The following is a 22102-nucleotide window of genomic DNA, read 5'->3' as shown; positions in this document are numbered from 1 at the left end:
GGATGAGGTGCTCAGCCGTTGTTCTTGCAGCGGCGCTCAGCCGTCGAAGCCGGCCACATTCTCCTCGGTGACCACCTTCACCGGCACCTTGACCGTCTCCTCGGTCGGCTTGCCCTCGGCCGCCCGCACCGCGTTGTCCACGGCGATCCGGCCGAGCTGCTTGGGCTGCTGCGCCACCGACGCGTACAGCGTGCCGTCCTGCACCGCCGTCAGCCCGTCCGGCGTGCCGTCGAACCCGACGACCTGCACCGACTTGCCGGCCTTGGACCCCAGCGCCTTGATCGCGCCGAGCGCCATCTCGTCGTTCTCCGCGAACACGCCCTTGATGTCGGGGTGCGCCTGGAGCAGGTTCGTCATCACGTCCAGGCCCTTGGTGCGGTCGAAGTCGGCGGGCTGCCGGGCGACCACCTTGATCCCGGGGTACTTCTTCAGCCCGGCCGCGAAGCCCGCGCCGCGCTCCCGGCTGGCGGAGGTGCCGGCCTGCCCCTGGAGGACGACGATCGTGCCCTTGCCGCCGAGCTTCTCGGCGAGCGCCCGCGCGCCCAGTTCGCCGCCCTCGATGTTGTCGGAGGCGACCAGCGCGGCGGTGTCGGCCTCGGTCACGCCCCGGTCGACGGCGACGACGGGGATGTCCGCCTTGTTCGCCGAGCGCACCGACGGTCCGGCCGCGTCGGAGTCCACCGGGTTGACGATGACCGACGACAGCCCCTCACTGGTGAAGTTCTGTACCTGGTTGGCCTGCTGGGAGGCGTCGTTCTGGGCGTCGGTGACGGTGAGGTCGACGCCCAGCTTCTTGGCCTCCTCCTGCGCACCGGCCCGGATCTGCACGAAGAAGGGGTTGTTGAGCGTGGACAGCGACAGCCCGATCTTCTGCCGGGCGCCGGCGTCGGACCCGCCGTGCAGCAGCGAGGTGGCGCCGACCACGGCCACCGCGACGACCGCCGCGATCAGATAGGTGACGGCCTGCTTGCGCCGGCCCCCGGCCGTCCCGGTGCCGGCCGGTGCCGGCGCCGCCCCCGCCTTGCGCCGGGCCGTGTCGAGCAGCACCGCCAGCGCGATGACCACACCGATCACGACCTGCTGCCAGAAGGCGGACACGGAGAGCAGGTTGAGGCCGTTGCGCAGCACGGCGAGGATCAGCGCGCCGATCAGCGTGCCGGACGCCTTGCCGGTGCCGCCCGCCAGCGACGCCCCGCCGATCACCACCGCCGCGATGGCGTCCAGTTCGTAGCCCTGCGCGGCCTGCGGCTGCGCGGAGGAGAGCCGGGCGGCCAGCACGATGCCGGCCGCGGCGGCGAACAGCCCGGAGAACGCGTAGATGGCGAGCTTCTGCCGCTTCACCCGCAGCCCGGACAGCCGCGCGGCCTCCTCGTTGCCGCCGATGGCGTACATGGACCGGCCGATGTACGTCCGCCCCAGCACGAAGGCGGTCACCAGCCCCAGCACGACCATCACCAGCACCGGCACCGGCAGCCAGCCGCCGAGCGTGTCACCGAGGTGCGCGACGGAGTCCGGGAACGGGATCGGCGACCCCTGCGAGATGACCAGCGACAGCCCGCGCCCCACCGACAGCATGGCGAGCGTGGCGATGAACGGCGGCAGCTTCCCGTACGAGACGAGGAAACCGTTGACCAGGCCGCACGCGATGCCGGTGGCGACCGCCAGCAGTACGGCTATCGGCACCGGCACCCCGCCCTCGGCGGCGGTCCAGGCCAGCACGGTGGCCGACAGCGCGGCGACCGAACCGACCGACAGGTCGATGCCGGCCGCGACGATCACGAAGGTGACACCGAAGGCGAGGATGGCGGTGACGGCGGCCTGCACGCCGACGTTGAGCAGGTTGTCGGTGGTCAGGAAGTCGCCCGAGAGCGCCGACATGGCGATCACGAGGACGATCAGCGCGGTCAGCGCGCCGTTGTCGAGCAGCAGCCGGCGCAGCCCGCCGCCGGACGTGTTCTTGAGGGTGTCAGTGGCCACCGTCGGCCTCCGTTCCGTGGTCCTTGGCGTGCTGGGGGTTGCTGACGGCGAGCGCCATCACGGCGTCCTGGGTGGCCTGCGGGGCGGCGAGTTCGCCGGCGATCCGGCCCTGCGCCATGACCAGCACCCGGTCGCTCATGCCGAGCACCTCGGGCAGGTCGCTGGAGACCATCAGGACGGCGGCGCCGGCCGCCGTCAGCTCGTTGATCAACTGGTAGATCTCGACCTTGGCGCCGACGTCGATGCCGCGCGTCGGCTCGTCGAGGATGAGCACCTTGGTACTGGCCAGCAGCCACTTGCCGATGACGACCTTCTGCTGGTTGCCGCCGGACAGGGTGCGCACGTGCTGGCCGAGGCCGGCCATCCGCACCCCGAGCTGCCCGGCGATCCGGGCCGCCGCGGCGTGCTGCGCCTTGCGGTCGACGAGGCCCGCGCGGGCGGTCGACCCGAGGGTGACCAGCCCGAGGTTCTCCTCGACGGAGGCGTCGAGGACCAGCCCCTGCCCCTTGCGGTCCTCGGGCACCAGCCCGATCCCGGCGGCCAGCGCGGCGCCCACGTCGTGCCCGCGCAGTGGCGCGCCGCCGACCCGCACGCTGCCCCGGTCATAGGGGTCGGCGCCGAACACCGCCCGTACGACCTCGGTCCGCCCGGCGCCGACCAGCCCCGCGATCCCGACGACCTCGCCGGCCCGCACCTCGAAGCCGACGTCGTGGAAGACGCCGTCCCGGGTGAGCCCCTCGACCGCCAGCAGCGGCTCGCCGGTGCCGTCCGTCCGCTCGCGCGGATACTGCTGCTCGATCGACCGCCCGACCATCAGCCGGACCAGTTCCGCCGCGGGGGTGGCCGCCGGTACCTGCCCGACGCTCGCCCCGTCCCGGATGACGGTCACCCGGTCGCCGAGGGCGGCGATCTCCTCCAGGTGATGGGTGATGAAGACGATCCCGACGCCGTCCGCGCGCAGCCGCCGCACGATGGCGAAGAGCTTGTCCACCTCCTCGGAGGTGAGCACGGCGGTCGGCTCGTCCATGATCAGTACGCGCGCCTCCAGGCTCAGGGCCTTGGCGATCTCGACCATCTGAAGCCGCGCGATACCGAGTTCACGCACCCTCGTACGGGGCGACACGTCCACCCCGACCCGTGCCAGGAGCACGGCCGCCTCGGCGTCCATCCGCTTCCGGTCGATCATCCCGAACCGGCGCGGCTGCCGCCCGAGGAAGATGTTCTCGGCGACGGTCAGCTCGGGAACGAGGTTGAACTCCTGGTAGATGGTGGCGATCCCGAGCCGCTCGGAGTCCTGCGCCCCGTTGATGCGCACCTCCCGGCCGTCGACCAGGATCCGCCCGGCGTCGGGCGTGTGCGCGCCGGAGAGCGTCTTGATGAGGGTGCTCTTGCCCGCGCCGTTCTCGCCGAGCAGCACATGCACCTCGCCGCGGCGCAGCTCGAAGTCCACGCCGTCGAGCGCGACCACGCCGGGAAAGGTCTTGCGGATGCCCTCGATGCGCAGCAACTCGTCCGGTTGCCGTCGGTCGCTCACGTCGTACTCCTTCGTACGGGGGAGGGGGACTGGGGGGAAGCGGGGGACTGGGGTGAAGCGGGGGACGGGGGCGGCGGCTCACCGCACGAGCGCCGCACGACGAGCCGCGCGGGCAGCGTCACGGACGCGCCGGGCCGCCCCTCGATCCGGTCGACCAGCGCCCGCACGGCGGCCCGGCCCAGCTCGCCGGTCGGCTGGGCGATGGCGGTGACCGGCGGATCGGTGTGCACGAACCAGCGGATGTCGTCGAAGGCGGCGAGCGCGAGGTCCTCGGGAACCCGCAGGCCGCGGGCCCGTACGGCGTCCAGGGCACCCAGCGCCATCAGGTTGTCGGCGGCGAAGACGGCGTCCGGCGGCGTGGGCAGGTCGAGGAACCCCTCGGTGACCCGCCGTCCGCTGTCGGCCTGGAAGTCGCCCTGGCCGATGTAGGCATCGGGCAGGCCGAGCCCGTACGCGCCGAGCGCCGCCCGGAACGCGTCGACGCGCTCCCGGCCGGTGGTGGTGGCGGCCGGCCCCGCGATGATCGCGAGCCGCCGGTGCCCGAGCCCGTGCAGATGCGCCACGAGATCCCGTACCGCGTCCCGTCCGTCCGACCGCACCACGGGCACGTCGACGCCCGGGATCCACCGGTCGACGAACACCATCGGGGTGCCGGCCCGCGCCGCCTCCAGCATCCGCGGCGAACCGCCGTCCGTCGGGGACACCAGCAGTCCGTCGATCCGCCGGTCCAGCAGCGTCGTGACGTGGTGGTCCTGGAGATCGGGCCGCTCGTCGGCGTTGCCGATGACGACGCTGTAGCCGAGCGCGCGGGCCTCCTCCTCCACGGAGCGGGCCAGCTCGGTGAAGTACGGGTTCATGACGTCGCTGATGACCAGGCCGAGGGCGCGGGTCTGGTCGGTGCGCAGCGACCGGGCGACGGCGTTGGGCCGGTAGCCCAGCGCCTCGACCGCGGCCAGCACGCGGGCACGGGCCCTCGCGCTGACGGACGGGTGCCCGTTGAGCACCCGCGACACCGTGGCGACGGAGACACCGGCCTCGGCGGCGACGTCCTTGATGCTCGCCATCGACGTTCCACCTCCTCGTGGAATCGATTACACGAGGAGGATTGGAATCGATTACACGGGCGCTTGGCAAGAGGATGGGAACGGCCGAGTCCGGATCGTGACCCGCCAAGGGGTGGACCGTCGACATATCTGCACTGCCCGGTACGGAAGAGTTAGGGTGAGGACATGGAGACGCGACCGAAGGGGCCGGGGCGGATCGGCCGGCCGAGGGGCTTCGACACCGAGGCGGCGCTGGAGCGCGCGATGCGGGTGTTCTGGGAGCAGGGCTACGAAGGCGCCAGCCTCACCGACCTGACCGGCGCGATGGGCATCACCCGCACCAGCATGTACGCGGCCTTCGGCAACAAGGAGGACCTGTTCCGCAAGGCGCTGGAACGCTACACCGAGGGCCCCGCCTCCTACCTCGCCCGCGCCCTGCGGGAGCCCACCGCCCGCGAGGTGGCCACCGCGTTCCTGACCGGCTCGGTGCGCACCACCACCCACCCCGGCTGCCCGGCCGGCTGCCTCGGCGTGCAGGCGTCGCTCGCCGCCGGCGAGAGCGGCCGTACCACCCGGGACACCCTCGTCAGCTGGCGCAACGCGGGCACGGAACGCCTGCGCGAACGCTTCCAGCGGGCCGTCGACGAGGGCGACCTGCCCGCCACCGCCGACCCCGGCACCCTGGCCCGCTACCTGATGACCGTCGCCAACGGCATCGCCGTCCAGGCGACGAGCGGCGCGAGCGGCGAGGACCTCCAACTGGTGGCCGACATGGCGCTGCGGGGGTGGCCGGTGGCCTGACCGCGCCGGTCGAACCATCCCCACCCGGACACCCGGACACCCGGACACCCGGACACCCGGACACCCGGAAACCCGGAAACCCGGAAACCCGGACACCCCCACCCTCAGGCCGATGGCACGATCGGAACCTGCTCGTACCTGGGAGGTGGGCCATGGGATCCGACGGACTGGCCACGATCGTCGGCGCGGTGTGCACCCTCCTGGGGGTCGCGGTCGGCGCCCTGGGTGCCCTGGCGGCCGCCCGGGTGCAGTTGCGCGGGGCCATCGCGCAGGCCGACGCGGTGCTGGCGCAGGCCGACACGACCTACCGGGCCGCCCTCGACCAGGCGCACGCGGCGCAGCGCGCCGCGCACGAGCAGTGGCGCCGGGAGGTCAGACGAGACGCCTACGCCGCGTTCGTCACCGCGCTCGACGAGGTGACGGAGTGGGTGGCGCGGCCGGAACTCCTCGATGACGGTCCGGACGGCGGGTCCGTCCGGCTGTCGGCTGCCTCCCGGGCGGTGACGGCGGCCTTCGCGGTGCTGGAGCTGGAGGGTCCGGTCGCGCTCACGGATCTCGCGCGGACGGCGCGGCAACGGTGTCTGGCGGTCGGCGAGCAGGCCCGGCGGCTGGCCCCGCGCGCCACCGCCATGCGCCTGTTGAGCACGGCGGCCGGTGCCGCCACGGCGGACCCGGCCGACAGCCAGTCGTCGTCCGCTCTCGCGCGTTCGGCTCACCAGGCGCTGACGCTGCTGCGCGAGGCCGCCTTCCGGCACGACACCGGACAGGTCGGCCGGACCGCCTACGACGCGGCACATCAGCGCGCGGCCGAGACGCTGGAGGCGTGCGGGCTGTTCACGGCGGAACAGCGGCGCGCACTGCTCAGCGACCCCTCGTGGGAGGCGGCGCTGAGGACGGGAAGCGAGCACGCCACCGCCCTCACCAGGTTCGACGAGGCGCGCAGCGGGTTCGTGTCGGCGGCCCATGAACTTCTCGACGCCGGGACCCTGCGGCTCACGGCGGGTTCTTGACTCTCACACCGTGTCAGGCGGTCAGCTCGGAGACATCATGTTCACCATCGGAGAGTTCGCCCGGCACGGCAGCGTCTCGGTCCGGATGCTGCGGCACTACGACGCCACCGGTCTGCTGCGCCCGGCCCGCACCGACCCCGCCAGCGGATACCGCTACTACGCCGCCGCCCAGCTCGCCCGCCTCAACCGGATCATCGCGCTCAAGGATCTCGGCTTCACCCTGCACCAGGTGCGGGACATCCTGGAGGAGAAGGTCGGCACCGGGGAACTGCGCGGCATGCTGCGGCTGCGGCGGGCCGAGCTGGAGGCCGGCCTGGCCGCCGCCGAGGCGCGGCTGGTCCGGGTCGAGGCGAGACTCCGAGCGATCGAGAGCGAGGGGCATCCGCCCATGTACGACGTCGTCATCAAGACCGTCCCGGCCGTCCGCGTGGCCGAACTGACCGCGACCGCCGCGAGCTTTTGGCCCGAGGACGTCGGCCCGGTCGTCGGCCCGCTCTACGACGAGCTGTTCCGCCGCCTGGACGCGGCGGACATCACGCCCACCGGCCCGGGCATCGCCCATTACGAGGACGCCCCGGAGGGCGGCGGCCGGATCGCCGTCCACGCCGCCGTCCAGGTCTCCGCCCCGCTCCGGGACGCCCCGTTCCGCGTCCTGGACCTGCCGCCCCTCGGCCCGGCGGCAACCATCGTGCACCGCGGCCCGATGGACACCGTGCTCCCCACCGCCCAGGCGCTGGCCCGCTGGATCGAGGCCAACGGCTACCGGGCGACCGGGCACCCCCGGGAGGTCAACCTGGAGTGCCCGGCGGACCGGGACGCGTGGGTGACGGAACTGCAGGTGTCCGTCGACTCCCCGTCCGCCGCGCCTACCGCACCAGCACCACGGAGTTGATCGGCGTGAAGTCGTACGGCGCGTAGGCGCCCGTGGCGCGCTGTACGGGGTAGCAGTCGGTGCCGTTGTAGCCCTTGCAGATCTGGAAGCCGGCGCCTCCGGTCTGGTTGTTCACGAGCACCTTGGTCCCGGTCACGTTGGACAGGTTGTGGGCGCCGTAGCTGTAGAAGATGTTCTTGTTGAGGATGGTCCCGTTGGTCTCGCGGAGGCAGACCGCGCCGGACGGACAGGGCGTGGCCGCGGCGGCGCTCGGCGCCAGGGTGACGCCGAGGGCGCCGAGGGCGAGAGTCAGGCCGGCGATCGATGCGGTGAGCTTGCGCAATGTTCCCCCTAGGTCGGGATGCCCGGGTATGGGCGTCTCGTGCCCCGAAATTAACCTGGCCGGTGGGGGTGTGCCAGAGCGCCCGGGACAAGTCGCGCGTTCTGGTGCCGGGGTGACACGGGAGCCGGACGCGCAACCGGCGCTGCCACAGGTGTCCGGACGGCCGGGCCGCGCCGTACCGCCGCTCCGTCTCCCGCCGGCCGGCGCGATGTTCGGACCGGGTCTGCCGGCACCGGCCGGGCGGCGCGGCCGGACTCGCGGCCGGTCAGGAGGACTTCTTCGCTCCGCGCAGCGCCGCGGCGACGGCTTCCTCCCCCTGCCCCCACACGTCCTCCTCCAGACTGCTGTCGTCCTTGCGGGAGAACCGTTCCCCGAGCGCCACGTCCTCCTTGCTCAGCACCCGCCCGCACCACTCGCCCTGCCCGGCCACATGGTCGTCGAACGGCACGGCCGCGCCCTCCCCGAGCACGGCCCACCCCTTGTCCACCCACCGCACGGCCAGCAGATAGGTGTGCCCCGTTTCCAGCCGGGGCGCCGCCGCGGCCGTCCGCTTGACGCGCGTACCGCTCGCGTAGACCCGCCAGCCGGAGGCGACCATGTCGAAACTGTCGCCCATCGACTGCCGGGGCGACCCGGCGGACCAGACGACGTCGTCCGTACGGAAGCTCACGTCCCGGTCGGCCACGTACTTCACCGAACCCTCGGTGTAGTCCTCCCGGTTGGTCTCCTGCTCGCCGGTGGGCGTCGCCACGACCACGTGGTCGGCGCCCGCCACCCAGTCCGCCGCGCTCTGCGACGCGTACGCGTCCTGCGCGATCCCGCAGCCGACCACCGTGTCCAGCCCGCCCTGGCCGACCATGACGCCGGCGAGCACACCGGCGGCGGCCAGTACGGCGGCGATGGGACGGCCGGGCAGACGGTCGAACAGGACGGCGGGACGCGTGGCTCTCATCAGCGGGGGAACCGTTCTCGGGCTGGCGTACGACGGGCATACGACAAGACGATCAACGGCCCCGTACGGTTACCTCAGGAGATCGACATCCGTGTAACAGCCGCCCCGGAACCCCTTCCTAGCCGTCCTTCCCGTACCGCCGGAACTCCGACGTCTGCACGGTCCACGGCCCGAACGGCACCGAGTCGCCGAAGATGTACGGCTCCTTGCTCAGGTAACGGCCCTTGCAGGGCTCGGAATGCACCTCGATCGTGCCGGTGCGCGGGTCGACGATCATGTAGAGCGGGATACCCATGGCCGGATAGTCGGCCAGTTTCGCGTCGTAGTCGTTGCTTGGATTGGACGGCGAGACGATCTCGACGGCGGCCAGCACCTGTGCGGCGTCGACGGCGAGACCCTCCTCGTCGAGGACGGACTCGGGGATGACGACGGCGTCGGGCCGGCGCATGCGGCCGATCGTCGGGTGCTCGATCTCGGGGCCGTTCTCGCAGACGTGGTCCGGGTGGGTGGCAGGAAGCTGCGTGTTGAGCTGATTGCGGATGCGTCGGATCGTGCCCTCGTGTCGCTTCGAGGGGCACATCATGGCCAGTATCGGACCGGACGGCCCGATCTCGACGGTCCAGGCACCTTCGAGCTGTTCCGCGAACGCCCCGAGTTCCTGGGCGATGGCGCGCATCTTCGCGTAGTCCATGCCCCAAGGCTACTGAGGAACCCCCTTCCCGGCCGCCCGTTGTCACAGCCCCCCGGTACCGTCGGATCATGACCGACCAGTCCGCGAGCACCGCCGGGGAACGGCGACTCGCCGTGCTCGAAGGCGTCCTGGAGCGCATCACGTACGCCAATGAGGAGAACGGCTACACGGTCGCCCGCGTCGACACCGGCAGAGGCGGCGGCGACCTGCTCACCGTCGTCGGCGCGCTGCTCGGCGCGCAGGCCGGGGAGTCGCTGCGGATGGAGGGCCGCTGGGGGAGCCACCCCCAGTACGGCAAGCAGTTCCACGTCGAGAACTACACCACCGTGCTGCCCGCCACCATCCAGGGCATCCGCCGCTACCTCGGCTCCGGCCTGGTCAAGGGCATCGGACCGGTCTTCGCCGACCGCATCACCCAGCACTTCGGGCTGGACACCCTCCAGATCATCGAGGAGGAGCCGAAGCGGCTGATCGAGGTGCCCGGGCTGGGACCGAAACGGACCCGGAAGATCGCCGACGCCTGGGAGGAACAGAAGGCGATCAAGGAGGTCATGCTCTTCCTCCAGACCGTCGAGGTGTCCACCTCCATCGCGGTGCGGATCTACAAGAAGTACGGCGACGCCTCGATCTCCGTCGTGAGGAACCAGCCCTACCGGCTCGCCTCCGACGTCTGGGGCATCGGCTTCCTCACCGCCGACAAGATCGCCCAGTCCGTCGGCATCCCGCACGACAGCCCGGACCGGGTGAAGGCGGGCCTCCAGTACGCGCTGAGCCAGGCCACCGACCAGGGGCACTGCTATCTCCCCGAGGAGAAGCTGATCGCCGACGCGGTGAAGCTGCTCCAGGTCGACACCGGGCTCGTCATCGAGTGCCTCGCCGAGCTGGCCGCCGACCCGGCGGAGGACGGCGCGGACCCCGGCGTGGTCCGGGAGAAGGTGCCCGATCCGGCGGGCGGCGACCCGGTCACCGCCGTCTACCTGGTGCCCTTCCACCGCGCCGAGCTGTCGCTGGCCGGTCAGCTGCGCCGGCTGCTGCGGGCCGAGACGGACCGGATGCCGGCCTTCCGGGACGTCGAGTGGGACAAGGCGCTGGGCTGGCTGAAGCGGCGCACCGGGACCGAGCTGGCGCCCGAGCAGCAGGCCGCCGTGCGGCTGGCGCTGACCGAGAAGGTCGCGGTGCTGACCGGCGGGCCGGGCTGCGGCAAGTCGTTCACGGTGCGGTCGGTGGTGGAGCTGGCCCGCGCGAAGAAGGCGAAGGTGGTGCTCGCCGCGCCGACCGGCCGGGCCGCCAAGCGGCTGGCGGAGCTGACCGGCGCCGAGGCGTCCACCGTGCACCGGCTGCTTGAGCTGAAGCCGGGCGGCGACGCGGCCTACGACCGGGACCGGCCGCTCGACGCCGACCTGGTGGTGGTCGACGAGGCGTCCATGCTGGACCTGCTGCTCGCCAACAAGCTGGTGAAGGCGGTGCCGCCGGGCGCGCACCTGCTGTTCGTCGGGGACGTGGACCAGCTGCCGTCCGTCGGCGCCGGGGAGGTGCTGCGCGACCTGCTCGCCGACGGCGGCCCGGTCCCCGCCGTCCGCCTCACCCGGGTCTTCCGGCAGGCCCAGCAGTCCGGAGTGGTGACCAACGCGCACCGGATCAACTCCGGTCAGCACCCGGTCACGGACGGCATGAAGGACTTCTTCCTCTTCGTCGAGGACGACACGGAGGAGGCGGGGCGGCTGACGGTCGACGTGGCGGCCCGGCGCATCCCCGCCAAGTTCGGGCTGGACCCGCGCCGGGACGTGCAGGTGCTCGCCCCGATGCACCGGGGACCGGCGGGCGCCGGCGCGCTCAACGGGCTGCTCCAGCAGGCCGTCACACCGGGGCGGCCGGACGTGCCCGAGAAGCGGTTCGGCGGACGTGTTTTCCGGGTCGGCGACAAGGTCACCCAGATCAGGAACAACTACGAGAAAGGGGAGAACGGCGTCTTCAACGGGACGGTCGGGGTCGTCACCTCCCTCGACCCGGTGGAGCAGCGGCTGACCGTACTGACCGACGAGGACGAGGAGGTCCCGTACGAGTTCGACGAACTCGACGAACTGGCGCACGCCTACGCGGTGACCATCCACCGCTCGCAGGGCAGCGAGTACCCGGCGGTGGTGATCCCGGTGACCACCGGCGCCTGGATGATGCTCCAGCGAAACCTGTTGTATACGGCGGTCACCCGGGCCAAGCGGCTGGTCGTCCTGGTCGGTTCGCGCAAGGCGATCGGCCAGGCGGTCCGCACGGTCTCCGCCGGACGGCGCTGCACGGCGCTGGATTTCCGGCTCGGCGCCGCCCCCGCGTAACAAATGATCGATCAAATGAGTCGCGAAGGTCACAGACCACTTCCCGACGGGGGGACGGAGGGGGCAGGATGAGCGAGTTGGCGGCACTCAGTGCCGCCGATAGGCCCGATGGTCGACCCCGAGTGCACTCTCCTGAGCCAAGTGGGGGATGGTAGAGACAGTCAGGGCACCTCGAAGATGAGGCACTACGTCGGTGAGGGAAGACGTGAGCGACAACTCTGTAGTACTGCGGTACGGCGACGGCGAGTACACCTACCCGGTGGTCGACAGCACCGTCGGCGACAAGGGCTTCGACATCGGGAAGCTCCGCGCCCAGACCGGTCTGGTCACGCTGGACAGCGGGTACGGGAACACCGCCGCCTATAAATCCGCCATCACGTATCTGGACGGCGAGGCGGGGATTCTCCGCTACCGCGGCTACCCGATCGAGCAGCTGGCCGAGCGCTCCACCTTCCTGGAGGTCGCCTACCTGCTGATCAACGGCGAGCTGCCGACGGTCGACGAGCTGGCGTCGTTCAAGGACGAGATCACGCAGCACACCCTGCTGCACGAGGACGTCAAGAACTTCTACCGGGGCTTCCCGCGCGACGCCCACCCGATGGCCATGCTGTCGTCGGTGGTCTCCGCGCTGTCCACGTTCTACCAGGACAGCCACAACCCGTTCGACGAGCAGCAGCGCAACCTCTCCACGATCCGGCTGCTCGCCAAGCTTCCGACCATCGCGGCGTACGCCTACAAGAAGTCGGTCGGCCACCCCTTCGTCTACCCGCGCAACGACCTCGGCTACGTCGAGAACTTCCTGCGCATGACGTTCTCGGTGCCGGCCCAGGAGTACGAGCTCGACCCGACGGTCGTCGCCGCGCTGGACAAGCTGCTGATCCTGCACGCGGACCACGAGCAGAACTGTTCGACCTCCACGGTCCGCCTGGTCGGCTCCTCGCAGGCCAACATGTTCGCGTCGATCTCGGCCGGCATCAACGCGCTGTGGGGCCCGCTGCACGGTGGCGCCAACCAGTCGGTGCTGGAGATGCTGGAAGGCATCCGCGACGCCGGCGGCGACGTCGACTCCTTCATCCGCAAGGTGAAGAACAAGGAGGACGGCGTCCGCCTGATGGGCTTCGGCCACCGGGTCTACAAGAACTTCGACCCGCGCGCCAAGATCATCAAGGCCGCCGCGCACGATGTCCTCTCCGCCCTCGGCAAGTCCGACGAGCTGCTGGACATCGCCCTGAAGCTGGAGGAGCATGCGCTCTCCGACGACTACTTCGTCTCGCGCAGCCTCTACCCGAACGTCGACTTCTACACCGGTCTGATCTACCGGGCGATGGGCTTCCCGACCGAGATGTTCACGGTCCTGTTCGCGCTGGGCCGGCTGCCGGGCTGGATCGCCCAGTGGCACGAGATGATCAAGGAGCCGGGTTCCCGCATCGGCCGCCCGCGCCAGATCTACACCGGCGTGGTCGAGCGCGACTTCCTGCCCGTCGAGGCGCGCTGAGCGCCGACGGTCCGCCGAGAGCCGCGAGCCGAAAGTCCCGTACCGCCCGGCGGTGCGGGACTTCCGCGTACTGAATTCCAGCAGGGCAAGTGAAAGGCGCCCCGGCGCCGGTCCCCCCACGGGCCGACGACCAGGGCGCCTTCCCATGTCCCGGTGCGGATTCCCCCCACGGGATCCGGCCGGGCGTCTGTGAGGACAGCGCCTGAATCGCTGTACTGCGGTACTGCCGTCGACTGCGATCTGCCGGGACAGCGCACTTCCGGGAGGGCCGCTCAAAGCTTCCCGGTGTACGTGCCCCGGCAACGCATCTCCGGGAAAGTCCCCCAAGACGGTCCCGGATACCGGTTCACGCCCCCCAAGACGCTTCCCGGCATTGTCAACTTAGACCTTCGAACCCCTTCGATGGTTACGTTCGGATCACTGTGAGCTGCGTCTCCTGGTTATGTCCAGAGCGTGGACAGGAGACCGGTATGCCGAACGAGACCCCAGCGTAAGGAAGATGCGCGAGCCTTGTGAAGAGCTTATGTGAGGGAGGTGCCGGACTCCAGAGGCAGCCGGGGTTCGAGACCTCAGCGAAATGTGCGGAGCCGGAGGCTGTTGGTGACCACGAAGACGGAGGAGAAGGCCATCGCGGCTCCGGCGATCATGGGGTTGAGCAGTCCGGCGGCGGCGAGCGGCAGCGCGGCCACGTTGTAGCCGAAGGCCCAGCCGAGGTTCGCCCTGATGGTGGTGAGGGTGCGGCGGGCGAGGCGGATGGCGTCGGCGGCGACCCGCAGGTCGCCGCGGACCAGGGTGAGGTCGCTCGCCTCGATGGCGGCGTCGGTGCCGGTGCCCATGGCCAGGCCGAGGTCGGCGCTGGCGAGGGCGGCGGCGTCGTTGACGCCGTCGCCGATCATGGCGACGGTGCGGCCGTCGGCGCGCAGCCGGTTGATGACGGCGACCTTGTCCTCGGGGAGGACGTCGGCGATGACCTCGTCGATGCCTACGGCGGCGGCGACGGCGGCGGCGACGCGGTGGTTGTCGCCGGTGAGCAGGACGGGGTGCAGGCCGAGGGCGCGCAGCCGGGTGACGGCTTCGGCGCTGGTGTCCTTGACGGTGTCGGCGACGGTGAGGACGCCGCGCACCGTGCCGTCCCAGCCGGCCAGGACGGCCGTACGTCCGTCCCGTTCGGCCTGTTCGGCGGCGCGGGCGAGGTCGGCCGGGACGTGGTCGAAGAGGCGCCCCACGGTCACCTCACGCCCCTCCACGCGCCCGCGCACGCCCCGTCCGGGGACGTTCTCGAACTCCTCGACGCCCGGCAGCGCGCCCGCCCGCTCCCGGGCGCCGGCGGCGATGGCCCGGCCGACGGGATGTTCGGAGGCATGTTCGACGGCGCCGGCCAGGCGCAGGAGTTCCCGCTGGTCGGTGCCCTGGGCGGTGTGGACGGTGTGCAGGGTCATGTGGCCGGTGGTGACGGTGCCGGTCTTGTCCAGGACGACGGTGTCGACGCGGCGGGTGGATTCGAGGACCTCGGGCCCCTTGATGAGGATGCCGAGCTGGGCGCCGCGCCCTGTGCCGACCATCAGGGCGGTGGGGGTGGCCAGGCCCAGCGCGCAGGGACAGGCGATGATCAGGACCGCGACCGCCGCGGTGAACGCCGCCACCGTGTCGCCGGTGGCGCCCAGCCAGCCGCCGAAGGTGCCCGCCGCGATCAGCAGCACCACCGGCACGAATATCCCGGAGACGCGGTCGGCGAGGCGCTGCACCTGCGCCTTGCCGTTCTGCGCGTCCTCCACCAGGCGGGCCATCCGGGCCAGCCGGGTGTCGGCGCCGACCCGGGCGGCCTCGACCACCAGCCGGCCGCCGGCGTTGACCGTGGCGCCGGTGACGGCGTCCCCGGGCGCCACGTCCACCGGCACGGACTCGCCGGTCAGCAGCGAGGCGTCCACCGCCGAGGTGCCCTCGACCACCGTGCCGTCGGTGGCGATCTTCTCGCCGGGCCGTACGACGAACCGGTCGCCGACCGCCAGCCGGTCCGCCGGCACGCGCTCCTCGCGGCCGTCGCGCAGCACGGTCACGTCCTTGGCGCCCAGTTCCAGCAGGGCCTTGAGCGCGGCGCCCGCGCTGCGCTTGGAGCGGGCCTCCAGATAGCGGCCGAGCAGGAGGAAGACGGTGACGCCGGCGGCCACCTCCAGGTAGATCGTCGAGGTGCCGTCCGCGGGGGAGGCGGTCAGGTCGAAGGGGTGACGCATGCCCGGCATCCCCGCGTCGCCGAGGAACAGCGCCCACAGCGACCAGCCGAACGCCGCGAGGGTGCCCAGCGTGACCAGGGTGTCCATGGTGGCCGCGCCGTGCCGCAGGTTGGTCCAGGTGGCCCGGTGGAAGGGCAGGCCGCCCCAGACCACGACCGGCGCGGCCAGCGTGAGCGAGAGCCACTGCCAGTTGTCGAACTGCGCGGCCGGGACCATGGCCAGCAGCACGACCGGCAGCGCGAGCAGCGCGGCGACGGCCAGCCGGTGGCCCAGGGCGGACAGCTCCGGATCGGCGTCGCCCGCCGGCCGGGGCGCCGCGGCCGGCCCGGCGGACGGCTCGGGAGCCGGCTCGGGCGGCGGCGGCTCCTCGGCGGTGTACCCGGTGCGCTCCACGGTGGCGATGAGGTCGGCGATCCCCGTACCCGCCGGGTGGGAGATCCGGGCCTTCTCGGTCGCGTAGTTGACGGTGGCGGTGACGCCGTCCATCCGGTTGAGCTTCTTCTCGACCCGGGCCGCGCAGGAGGCGCAGGTCATGCCGCCGATGCGCAGTTCGGTCCGGGCGCGGCCGGGCGCGTCGTCCGCCGGGGGCGGTGCGGACGGCGGCTGGGCGGACGGGGTGCGGGCGGTGGTGGTGGTCATGCTCCGGCTCCAGACGGCCGACCGGGACGCATGCGACGCGGCCCGGTCGCGGGGGATGGGTGCGGCGCGGGAGGGGCGGTGCGCTCAGGCGGGGCCGACGAGCTCGAAGCCCGCCTCGTCCACGGCGGCCCGCACGGCCGCCTCCGCCAGCGGCGCCTGCGAGACGACCGTGACCTCGCCCGTGGCGGCGACGGCCTTCACGGAGCTGACGCCGTCGATCTCACCGATCTCACCGGAGACGGCGCCCTCGCAGTGTCCGCAGCTCATTCCGCTCACCTTGTAGAGGGCGGTGACGGAACCCGGAGTGCCGGTAGGGGCGGTCATGTCTACTCCTCGTCGGGGTGTGTGGGTGGGGTACCCGTGACCCACGGTGGGATCACCTACCACCCACCATACCCCTAGGGGGTAACCAATCGGGCGTTGGCCGCCCACTCGCGGTCCAGGATGCCCATCACCACCTCGTCGACCCACCGCCCGTCCCGCAGCGCGGCCTCCCGACGCACCTCTTCCACCGCGAACCCGGCCTTCTCGTAGGCCCGCCGGGCCCGGTGGTTGTCGCCGTAGACCTCCAGCTGCACCCGGTGCAGCCCGCCCTGCTCGAAGCCGTACCCGACGATGAGCCGGGTCGCCTCGGTGCCCAGGCCCCGGCCCCGGCCGCGGGCACCGATCAGGATGCGGAAGGTGCAGCCGCAGGCGTGCGGGTCGACGTCGTACAGCACGGCCTCGCCGACCAGTTCGCCGGTGGCGCGGTCGGTCACCGCGAGGTCCAGCCGGTCGGGCAGCCCGGCCCGGGAGCCGTACCAGGAACGCAGCCGTTCCAGGGTGAGTTCGGTGGTCGGCTCGAAGGTGAAGCGGACGACCTCCGGGTCACGGATGATCTCCCACATCGGCTCGGCGTCCTCGCGGGTGAAGGGCCGCAGCACGACCTTCTCGCCGGTGAGGACGGGTTTCACGGAGAAGTCCATGCCGTGCACTGTGCCCCACCCGGCGGTGGAACGCCGCGAGATTTCCCGCCCCGCCCCGCCCCACCCCCGGCCAGAGGTCACCGCCCCCGCCGCCCCCGGTTCCCCGGCCGGGACGCCACCCAGGTGCGGACCGTGTCGGCGTACCAGTAGGGCTTGCCGCCCGCCACGTGGTCGGGTGGCGGCAGCAGGCCGTGCTTGCGGTACGACCGTACGGTGTCCGGCTGCACCCGGATGTGGGCCGCGATGTCCTGGTAGGACCAGAGGGTTCGGTCGGTCATGCGTCACACCTCCCGCGCGCGCCACGGGGGCGGCCGGATGCGGCCGTCGGGGGAGCCGGGCGCTGCGCTGGCGATCACCAAGCCTGTGTCCGGTCAACGACGGGGGGTGAGAACGGGCCGGGTGCCGTGCGCGGCTGTGACCGAAGACCGGCGGCCTCGCGACAGTCGTGACACTTCCGAGGCGTTTGTGACACGAGTGGCACGTGAACGCTCACCTGTGGCACGTGAACGCCCGCCCGCGGCCCGCGAACGGCTGCCTCCTTCCGCGCCCCCCTTCTGGTCCGAATGTCCGGACAAAGCATTGACAGGCTCGACGCCGCGGGCTAGAAAGCCGGGGAGAGCCACAGCAGTGCCGCAGCAGACCCCCGGGCCGCCCGGGGGCCGACCGACACGAAGGGGCCGCGGATGGCGTACGACGTGATCACCATGGGGCGGATCGGGGTGGACCTCTACCCGTTGCAGACGGGCGTCCCGCTGCCGCAGGTCACGTCCTTCGGCAAGTTCCTCGGCGGCTCGGCCACCAATGTCGCGGTCGCCGCCGCCCGCCTCGGCCGCCGCACGGCGGTGATCACCCGTACCGGCGACGACCCCTTCGGCACCTATCTGCACGAGGCGCTGCGCGACTTCGGCGTGGACGACCGCTGGGTCACCCCGGTGCCCGGACTGCCCACCCCCGTCACCTTCTGCGAGATCTTCCCGCCGGACGACTTCCCGCTCTACTTCTACCGGCAGCCCAAGGCCCCCGACCTGGAGCTGGCCGCCGGGGACCTCGACCTGGACGCCGTGCGCGCGGCCCGGGTCTTCTGGGTCACCGGCACCGGCCTGTGCGCGGAGCCCAGCCGGACGGCCACCCTCACCGCCCTCGCCCACCGGGCCCGGACCGGCCCGACCGTCTTCGACCTCGACTGGCGCCCCATGTTCTGGCCGGACCCCGGTGAGGCCCGCCCGTTCTACCGGGAGGCCCTGCGCCACACCACCGTCGCCGTCGGCAACCTGGACGAGGTGGAGATCGCCACCGGCGTCCGCGAACCGCACGCCGCCGCCCGCGCCCTGCTCGCCGCGGGCGTCCGGCTCGCCGTCGTCAAACAGGGGCCGGGGGGCGTCCTGGCCGTCGACGACCGGGGCGGCACCGCCGAGGTCCCCCCGCTCCCGGTCGACGTCCTCAACGGGCTCGGCGCGGGCGACGCCTTCGGCGGCTCCCTCTGCCACGGCCTGCTGGCCGGCTGGGAGCTGGCCCGGACCATGCGGTACGCCAACGCCGCGGGCGCCATCGTCGCCTCCCGCCTGGAGTGCTCCTCCGCCATGCCGACCGCCGACGAGGTGACGGCCGCCCTCACGGCGGGAGCCGTACCGGGGGCGGTACCCCGGGCGGTACCGCAGGCCGCACCCGCACCCCGGCCGGTACCAGGCACGGCCGCACCCGGGACCGGACGATGACCGTCCCCCGGTGCCCGAGAACGCCTCCGGCGCGGCCGGCCACTCCGCCCTGGCAGGAGCGGAGCGCGGGCGACGACTCCCCGCCCGCCACGGCCCCGCGCCGGAGGTACCGCCCCCGCACCTGTCTACGCCAGGACCCGAACCGCAGACACAGTGTCGGGCGCGGCAGCGGGCCCCCGCCTGGTGGGATGGGCCGGGAACGGCAGGTCCCCACCGGACGCCGCCAGCTGCGAAGGAGATCACGGCCATGACGGACATCGTCAACCACTGGATCGGCGGCAGGACCGTCGAAGGCACCTCGGGCCGGTCCGGGCCGGTGACGAACCCGGCGACCGGCGCGGTCACCCGGCAGGTCGCCTTCGCCTCCGCCGCGGAGGTGGACACCGCGGTCGCCGCCGCCAAGGCGGCCTACGCCACCTGGGGCCAGTCCTCGCTGGCCAGGCGCACGGAGATCCTCTTCCGGTTCCGCGCCCTGCTCGACTCCCACCGCGACGAGATCGCCGCGCTGATCACCGCCGAGCACGGCAAGGTGCACTCCGACGCCCTCGGCGAGGTGGCCCGCGGCCTGGAGATCGTCGACCTGGCCTGCGGCATCACCGTGCAGCTGAAGGGCGAGCTGTCCACCGAGGTCGCCACCCGGGTCGACGTGGCCGCCATCCGGCAGCCACTGGGCGTGGTCGCCGGCATCACGCCCTTCAACTTCCCGGCCATGGTGCCGATGTGGATGTTCCCGATCGCCATCGCCTGCGGCAACACCTTCGTGCTCAAGCCCAGCGAGAAGGACCCCTCGGCCGCCGTCCGGATCGCCGCGCTGCTCACCGAGGCCGGCCTGCCCGACGGCGTCCTCAACGTCGTGCACGGCGACCGCACCGCCGTCGACCGGCTGCTCGAACACCCCGACGTCAAGGCGGTCTCGTTCGTCGGCTCCACCCCCATCGCGCGCCACATCCACACCACCGCCGCCGCGCACGGCAAGCGGGTGCAGGCGCTCGGCGGCGCCAAGAACCACATGCTGGTACTGCCCGACGCCGACCTCGACGCGGCGGCCGACGCGGCCGTGAGCGCGGCCTACGGCTCGGCCGGCGAGCGCTGCATGGCGGTCTCCGCGGTCGTCGCCGTCGGCGCGATCGGCGACGCGCTGGTCGACAAGATCCGCGAACGCGCCGAGAAGATCACCATCGGCCCCGGCGACGACCCGGCGAGCGAGATGGGCCCCCTGATCACCCGGGCCCACCGCGACAAGGTCGCCGGCTACGTGGCGAACGCCGCCGGCGAGGGCGCCGAGGTGGTCCTGGACGGCACCGGCTGCACCGTCGAGGGCCACCCGGACGGCCACTGGATCGGCATCTCCCTGCTCGACAAGGTGCCCACGACGGCCAAGGCGTACCAGGACGAGATCTTCGGCCCGGTCCTGTGCGTCCTGCGCGCCGGGACCTACGAGGAGGGCGTGGCCCTCATCAACGCCTCCCCGTACGGCAACGGCACCGCGATCTTCACCCGGGACGGCGGCGCCGCCCGCCGCTTCCAGCTGGAGGCGGAGGCCGGCATGGTCGGCGTCAACGTGCCGATCCCGGTCCCGGTCGGCTACCACTCCTTCGGCGGCTGGAAGGACTCCCTCTTCGGCGACCACCACGTCTACGGCAACGACGGCACGCACTTCTACACCCGCGGCAAGGTCGTCACCACCCGCTGGCCGGACCCCTCCGAGGCCCCCGCCGGCGTCGACCTGGGCTTCCCGCGCAACCACTGAAACCCGCCCCCGGGCCCGTCCGCAGCGCGGACGGGCCCGCTTTTTTTACGCCCGTCCGCTGCGGTTCCCGTACCACCACAAGGCGCGCCAGCCGTGGCCCTGTTGCCCCCCGACGGCCCTCCGGCACCCCTCTGAGCTGCGGATTCCGTAGCAGGCAAGCCATTGACGACACGGTTTTCGTCGGGGTTAATGCTGCGCAACCGGGAGCGGAGAACCACGAGTACGACCAGATCCGCCGGAGGCGATAGCGCTCCCGTCCGTCACCCTGAGCCGCACGAGTCGATCGGACCGCCGCATGACCGACACGCTCCGCCCTGCCGACCCGCTCGTACCCCCGGCACCGGGGGCCGGCACCGGCAGCCCCCGGACCCTCAAGCGCTCCATCGGCGTGGTCGGCGGCACCCTGCTGACCCTCTCGTGCGTGACCCCCGCCTCGACCCTCTTCGTGGTCGTCCCCGACCTGTTCGGCGCACTGGGCACCGCCACCGCCCTGACCATCGCCATCGGCTCGGTGCTCTGCATAGCCGTGGCGTTCTGCTACGCCGAGCTGGGCACCCTCGTCCCCAGCGCGGGCGGCGAGTACGCGATGGTCTCCACGATGGCCGGGCGGCTGGCGGGCTGGCTGGTCTTCGTGCTCTCCCTGCTGGTCGTGGTGATCGTGCCGCCGGTCATCGCGATGGGCACCGCCGACTACCTCGCCCCGATCGTCCACCTCGACCCCTCGCTGGCCGGCGCCGGCGTCATGCTGCTCGCCACCCTGGCCGGCCTGCTCGACCTGCGCGCCAACGCCTGGATCACCGGCGTCTTCCTGGTCCTGGAGGTCATCGCGGCGGCCCTGGTCGCGGTGCTGGGCTTCGCCCACTCCGAGCGCGGCCTCGGCAGCCTCGCCTCGATGGAGGTGGCCGGCCCGCACGGCCAGGCCGACACCGTCACCGGCATGCTGGTCGTCTCCGGGCTGGCCATCGCCCTCTTCGTCACCCAGGGCTTCTCCACGGCCGTCTACCTCTCCGAGGAACTGGAGAACCCGCGCCGCAACGTCGCCCGCACCGTCCTGGCCACCCTCGCCATCTCCACCGCGATCATCCTGGTCCCGGTGGTCGCCATCACCCTGGGCGCCGCCGACCTGACCGAGCTGACCGGCGGCGACATCGGCGCGATGGTCACCGCCTGGTCCAACTCCGCCGCCGGCACCTTCGTCAGCCTGTGCGTCGCCCTCGCGATCATCAACGCCGGCATCGTGATGGTCATCCAGAACTCCCGCGTCCTGTTCGCCTCCGCCCGCGACAAGGCCTGGCCCGGCCCGGTCAACACGGTCTTCGCCAAACTCGGCCGCTTCGGGTCCCCGTGGGTCGCCACCCTCGCCGTCGGCATCCCCGGCGCCGCCCTCTGCTTCGTCAACCTGGACACCCTGTACGGCGTCACCGGCGTCTCGGTGACCGGCATGTACCTGCTGGTCGCCATCGCCGCCCTGCTCGCCCGCCGCAGCCGGCACCACCACACCGCCGCCTGGCGCATGCCCCTGTGGCCGGCCGTCCCGGTCCTCCTGATCGCGGTCCTCGCCTACATCCTGACCCAGCAGGAGCCGGAGTACCTCCTGTGGACGGGCGGCATAGCGGCAGCGGCAACCCTCTACTGGGCCTTCTACCTCCGCCCGCGCAGGGACACTCGCTGGCTGGTCTCAATCCCGGACGACACAAAGGCATGAAGCCCCGAAGGGGCGAAGGCTCAGGGGCGCGGGGCCGCATCGATATGCGG

The 22102-nt window shown here is 72.2% G+C and carries 18 protein-coding genes; 8 read left to right on the top strand and 10 right to left on the bottom strand.

Annotated elements, in window-relative coordinates:
- Nucleotides 1-36: 36 nt before the first annotated feature.
- The 3 genes from AB0G32_RS06925 to AB0G32_RS06915 are packed head-to-tail and all read right to left on the bottom strand — an operon-like array spanning nucleotide 37 to nucleotide 4575.
- Entirely contained in the window at nucleotides 37-1977 is a 1941-nt protein-coding gene (locus tag AB0G32_RS06925) for a substrate-binding domain-containing protein (protein ID WP_361159238.1), read from the bottom strand.
- Nucleotides 1967-3511 carry a sugar ABC transporter ATP-binding protein gene (locus AB0G32_RS06920; protein ID WP_361159235.1) on the bottom strand — a complete coding sequence of 515 codons (1545 nt, stop codon included), beginning with the start codon at nucleotides 3509-3511 and terminating at the stop codon, nucleotides 1967-1969. Before AB0G32_RS06920 ends, AB0G32_RS06925 begins: the two co-directional genes overlap by 11 nt.
- Entirely contained in the window at nucleotides 3508-4575 is a 1068-nt protein-coding gene (locus tag AB0G32_RS06915) for a LacI family DNA-binding transcriptional regulator (protein ID WP_361159232.1), read from the bottom strand. Before AB0G32_RS06915 ends, AB0G32_RS06920 begins: the two co-directional genes overlap by 4 nt.
- Before the next feature lie 165 nt (nucleotides 4576-4740).
- On the opposite strand from AB0G32_RS06915, the gene AB0G32_RS06910 reads away from it, so the two are divergent.
- The 3 genes from AB0G32_RS06910 (at nucleotide 4741) to AB0G32_RS06900 (ending at nucleotide 7257) form a co-directional block, all read left to right on the top strand.
- The gene (locus AB0G32_RS06910) at nucleotides 4741-5355 is read left to right on the top strand and encodes a TetR/AcrR family transcriptional regulator (RefSeq protein WP_361159229.1); all 615 of its coding nucleotides are present in this window, start codon (nucleotides 4741-4743) and stop codon (nucleotides 5353-5355) included.
- Between the two features lie 152 nt (nucleotides 5356-5507).
- Nucleotides 5508-6365: a hypothetical protein gene (locus tag AB0G32_RS06905; protein ID WP_361159226.1), complete on the top strand. Its 858-nt coding sequence runs from the start codon at nucleotides 5508-5510 to the stop codon at nucleotides 6363-6365.
- Between the two features lie 37 nt (nucleotides 6366-6402).
- Entirely contained in the window at nucleotides 6403-7257 is an 855-nt protein-coding gene (locus tag AB0G32_RS06900; protein ID WP_361159223.1) for a MerR family transcriptional regulator, read from the top strand.
- Here the strand turns inward: AB0G32_RS06900 and AB0G32_RS06895 are convergent.
- The 3 genes from AB0G32_RS06895 to AB0G32_RS06885 all read right to left on the bottom strand — a co-directional run bounded on the left by AB0G32_RS06895 (nucleotide 7232) and on the right by AB0G32_RS06885 (nucleotide 9222).
- Nucleotides 7232-7579, bottom strand: a complete 348-nt coding sequence (locus AB0G32_RS06895) for a hypothetical protein (RefSeq protein ID WP_361159221.1) — start codon at nucleotides 7577-7579, stop codon at nucleotides 7232-7234. The genes AB0G32_RS06900 and AB0G32_RS06895 overlap by 26 nt on opposite strands.
- A gap of 265 nt (nucleotides 7580-7844) precedes the next feature.
- A complete protein-coding gene (locus AB0G32_RS06890; RefSeq protein WP_361159218.1) occupies nucleotides 7845-8531 on the bottom strand; it encodes a hypothetical protein in 687 nt (228 codons plus the stop codon).
- A gap of 118 nt (nucleotides 8532-8649) precedes the next feature.
- The gene (locus AB0G32_RS06885; RefSeq protein WP_361159216.1) at nucleotides 8650-9222 is read right to left on the bottom strand and encodes a Uma2 family endonuclease; all 573 of its coding nucleotides are present in this window, start codon (nucleotides 9220-9222) and stop codon (nucleotides 8650-8652) included.
- A 68-nt stretch (nucleotides 9223-9290) separates the two neighbouring features.
- On the opposite strand from AB0G32_RS06885, the gene AB0G32_RS06880 reads away from it, so the two are divergent.
- Nucleotides 9291-11552, top strand: coding sequence for an ATP-dependent RecD-like DNA helicase (locus AB0G32_RS06880; protein WP_361159213.1), 2262 nt, complete (start codon nucleotides 9291-9293; stop codon nucleotides 11550-11552).
- A 205-nt stretch (nucleotides 11553-11757) separates the two neighbouring features.
- The gene (locus AB0G32_RS06875; protein WP_361159210.1) at nucleotides 11758-13047 is read left to right on the top strand and encodes a citrate synthase; all 1290 of its coding nucleotides are present in this window, start codon (nucleotides 11758-11760) and stop codon (nucleotides 13045-13047) included.
- 569 nt (nucleotides 13048-13616) lie between these two features.
- Here the strand turns inward: AB0G32_RS06875 and AB0G32_RS06870 are convergent.
- The 4 genes from AB0G32_RS06870 to AB0G32_RS06855 form a co-directional block, all read right to left on the bottom strand.
- Complete coding sequence (locus AB0G32_RS06870) at nucleotides 13617-15917, bottom strand: heavy metal translocating P-type ATPase (RefSeq protein WP_361159207.1); 2301 nt, start codon at nucleotides 15915-15917, stop codon at nucleotides 13617-13619.
- An 84-nt stretch (nucleotides 15918-16001) separates the two neighbouring features.
- Nucleotides 16002-16241 (bottom strand): cation transporter, encoded by a 240-nt coding sequence (locus AB0G32_RS06865; protein WP_361159204.1) that lies wholly within the window; start codon nucleotides 16239-16241, stop codon nucleotides 16002-16004.
- 74 nt (nucleotides 16242-16315) lie between these two features.
- A complete protein-coding gene (locus AB0G32_RS06860) occupies nucleotides 16316-16882 on the bottom strand; it encodes a GNAT family protein (RefSeq protein WP_361159202.1) in 567 nt (188 codons plus the stop codon).
- A 77-nt stretch (nucleotides 16883-16959) separates the two neighbouring features.
- Entirely contained in the window at nucleotides 16960-17160 is a 201-nt protein-coding gene (locus tag AB0G32_RS06855; protein ID WP_361159200.1) for a MerR family transcriptional regulator, read from the bottom strand.
- A gap of 405 nt (nucleotides 17161-17565) precedes the next feature.
- Between AB0G32_RS06855 and iolC the strand changes: the two genes are divergently transcribed.
- The 3 genes from iolC (at nucleotide 17566) to AB0G32_RS06840 (ending at nucleotide 22052) form a co-directional block, all read left to right on the top strand.
- On the top strand, nucleotides 17566-18597 hold the full coding sequence (gene iolC / locus AB0G32_RS06850) for a 5-dehydro-2-deoxygluconokinase (protein WP_361159197.1): 1032 nt from the start codon (nucleotides 17566-17568) through the stop codon (nucleotides 18595-18597).
- A 247-nt stretch (nucleotides 18598-18844) separates the two neighbouring features.
- Nucleotides 18845-20347, top strand: coding sequence for a CoA-acylating methylmalonate-semialdehyde dehydrogenase (mmsA, locus tag AB0G32_RS06845; RefSeq protein ID WP_361159194.1), 1503 nt, complete (start codon nucleotides 18845-18847; stop codon nucleotides 20345-20347).
- A 295-nt stretch (nucleotides 20348-20642) separates the two neighbouring features.
- The gene (locus tag AB0G32_RS06840) at nucleotides 20643-22052 is read left to right on the top strand and encodes an APC family permease (protein ID WP_361159191.1); all 1410 of its coding nucleotides are present in this window, start codon (nucleotides 20643-20645) and stop codon (nucleotides 22050-22052) included.
- The last annotated feature ends 50 nt before the right edge of the window (nucleotides 22053-22102 follow it).

The organism is Streptomyces sp. NPDC023723 (assembly GCF_040639815.1).
Taxonomy (GTDB): Bacteria; Actinomycetota; Actinomycetes; order Streptomycetales; family Streptomycetaceae; genus Streptomyces.
This window is presented reverse-complemented; position numbering and strand designations above follow the sequence as displayed.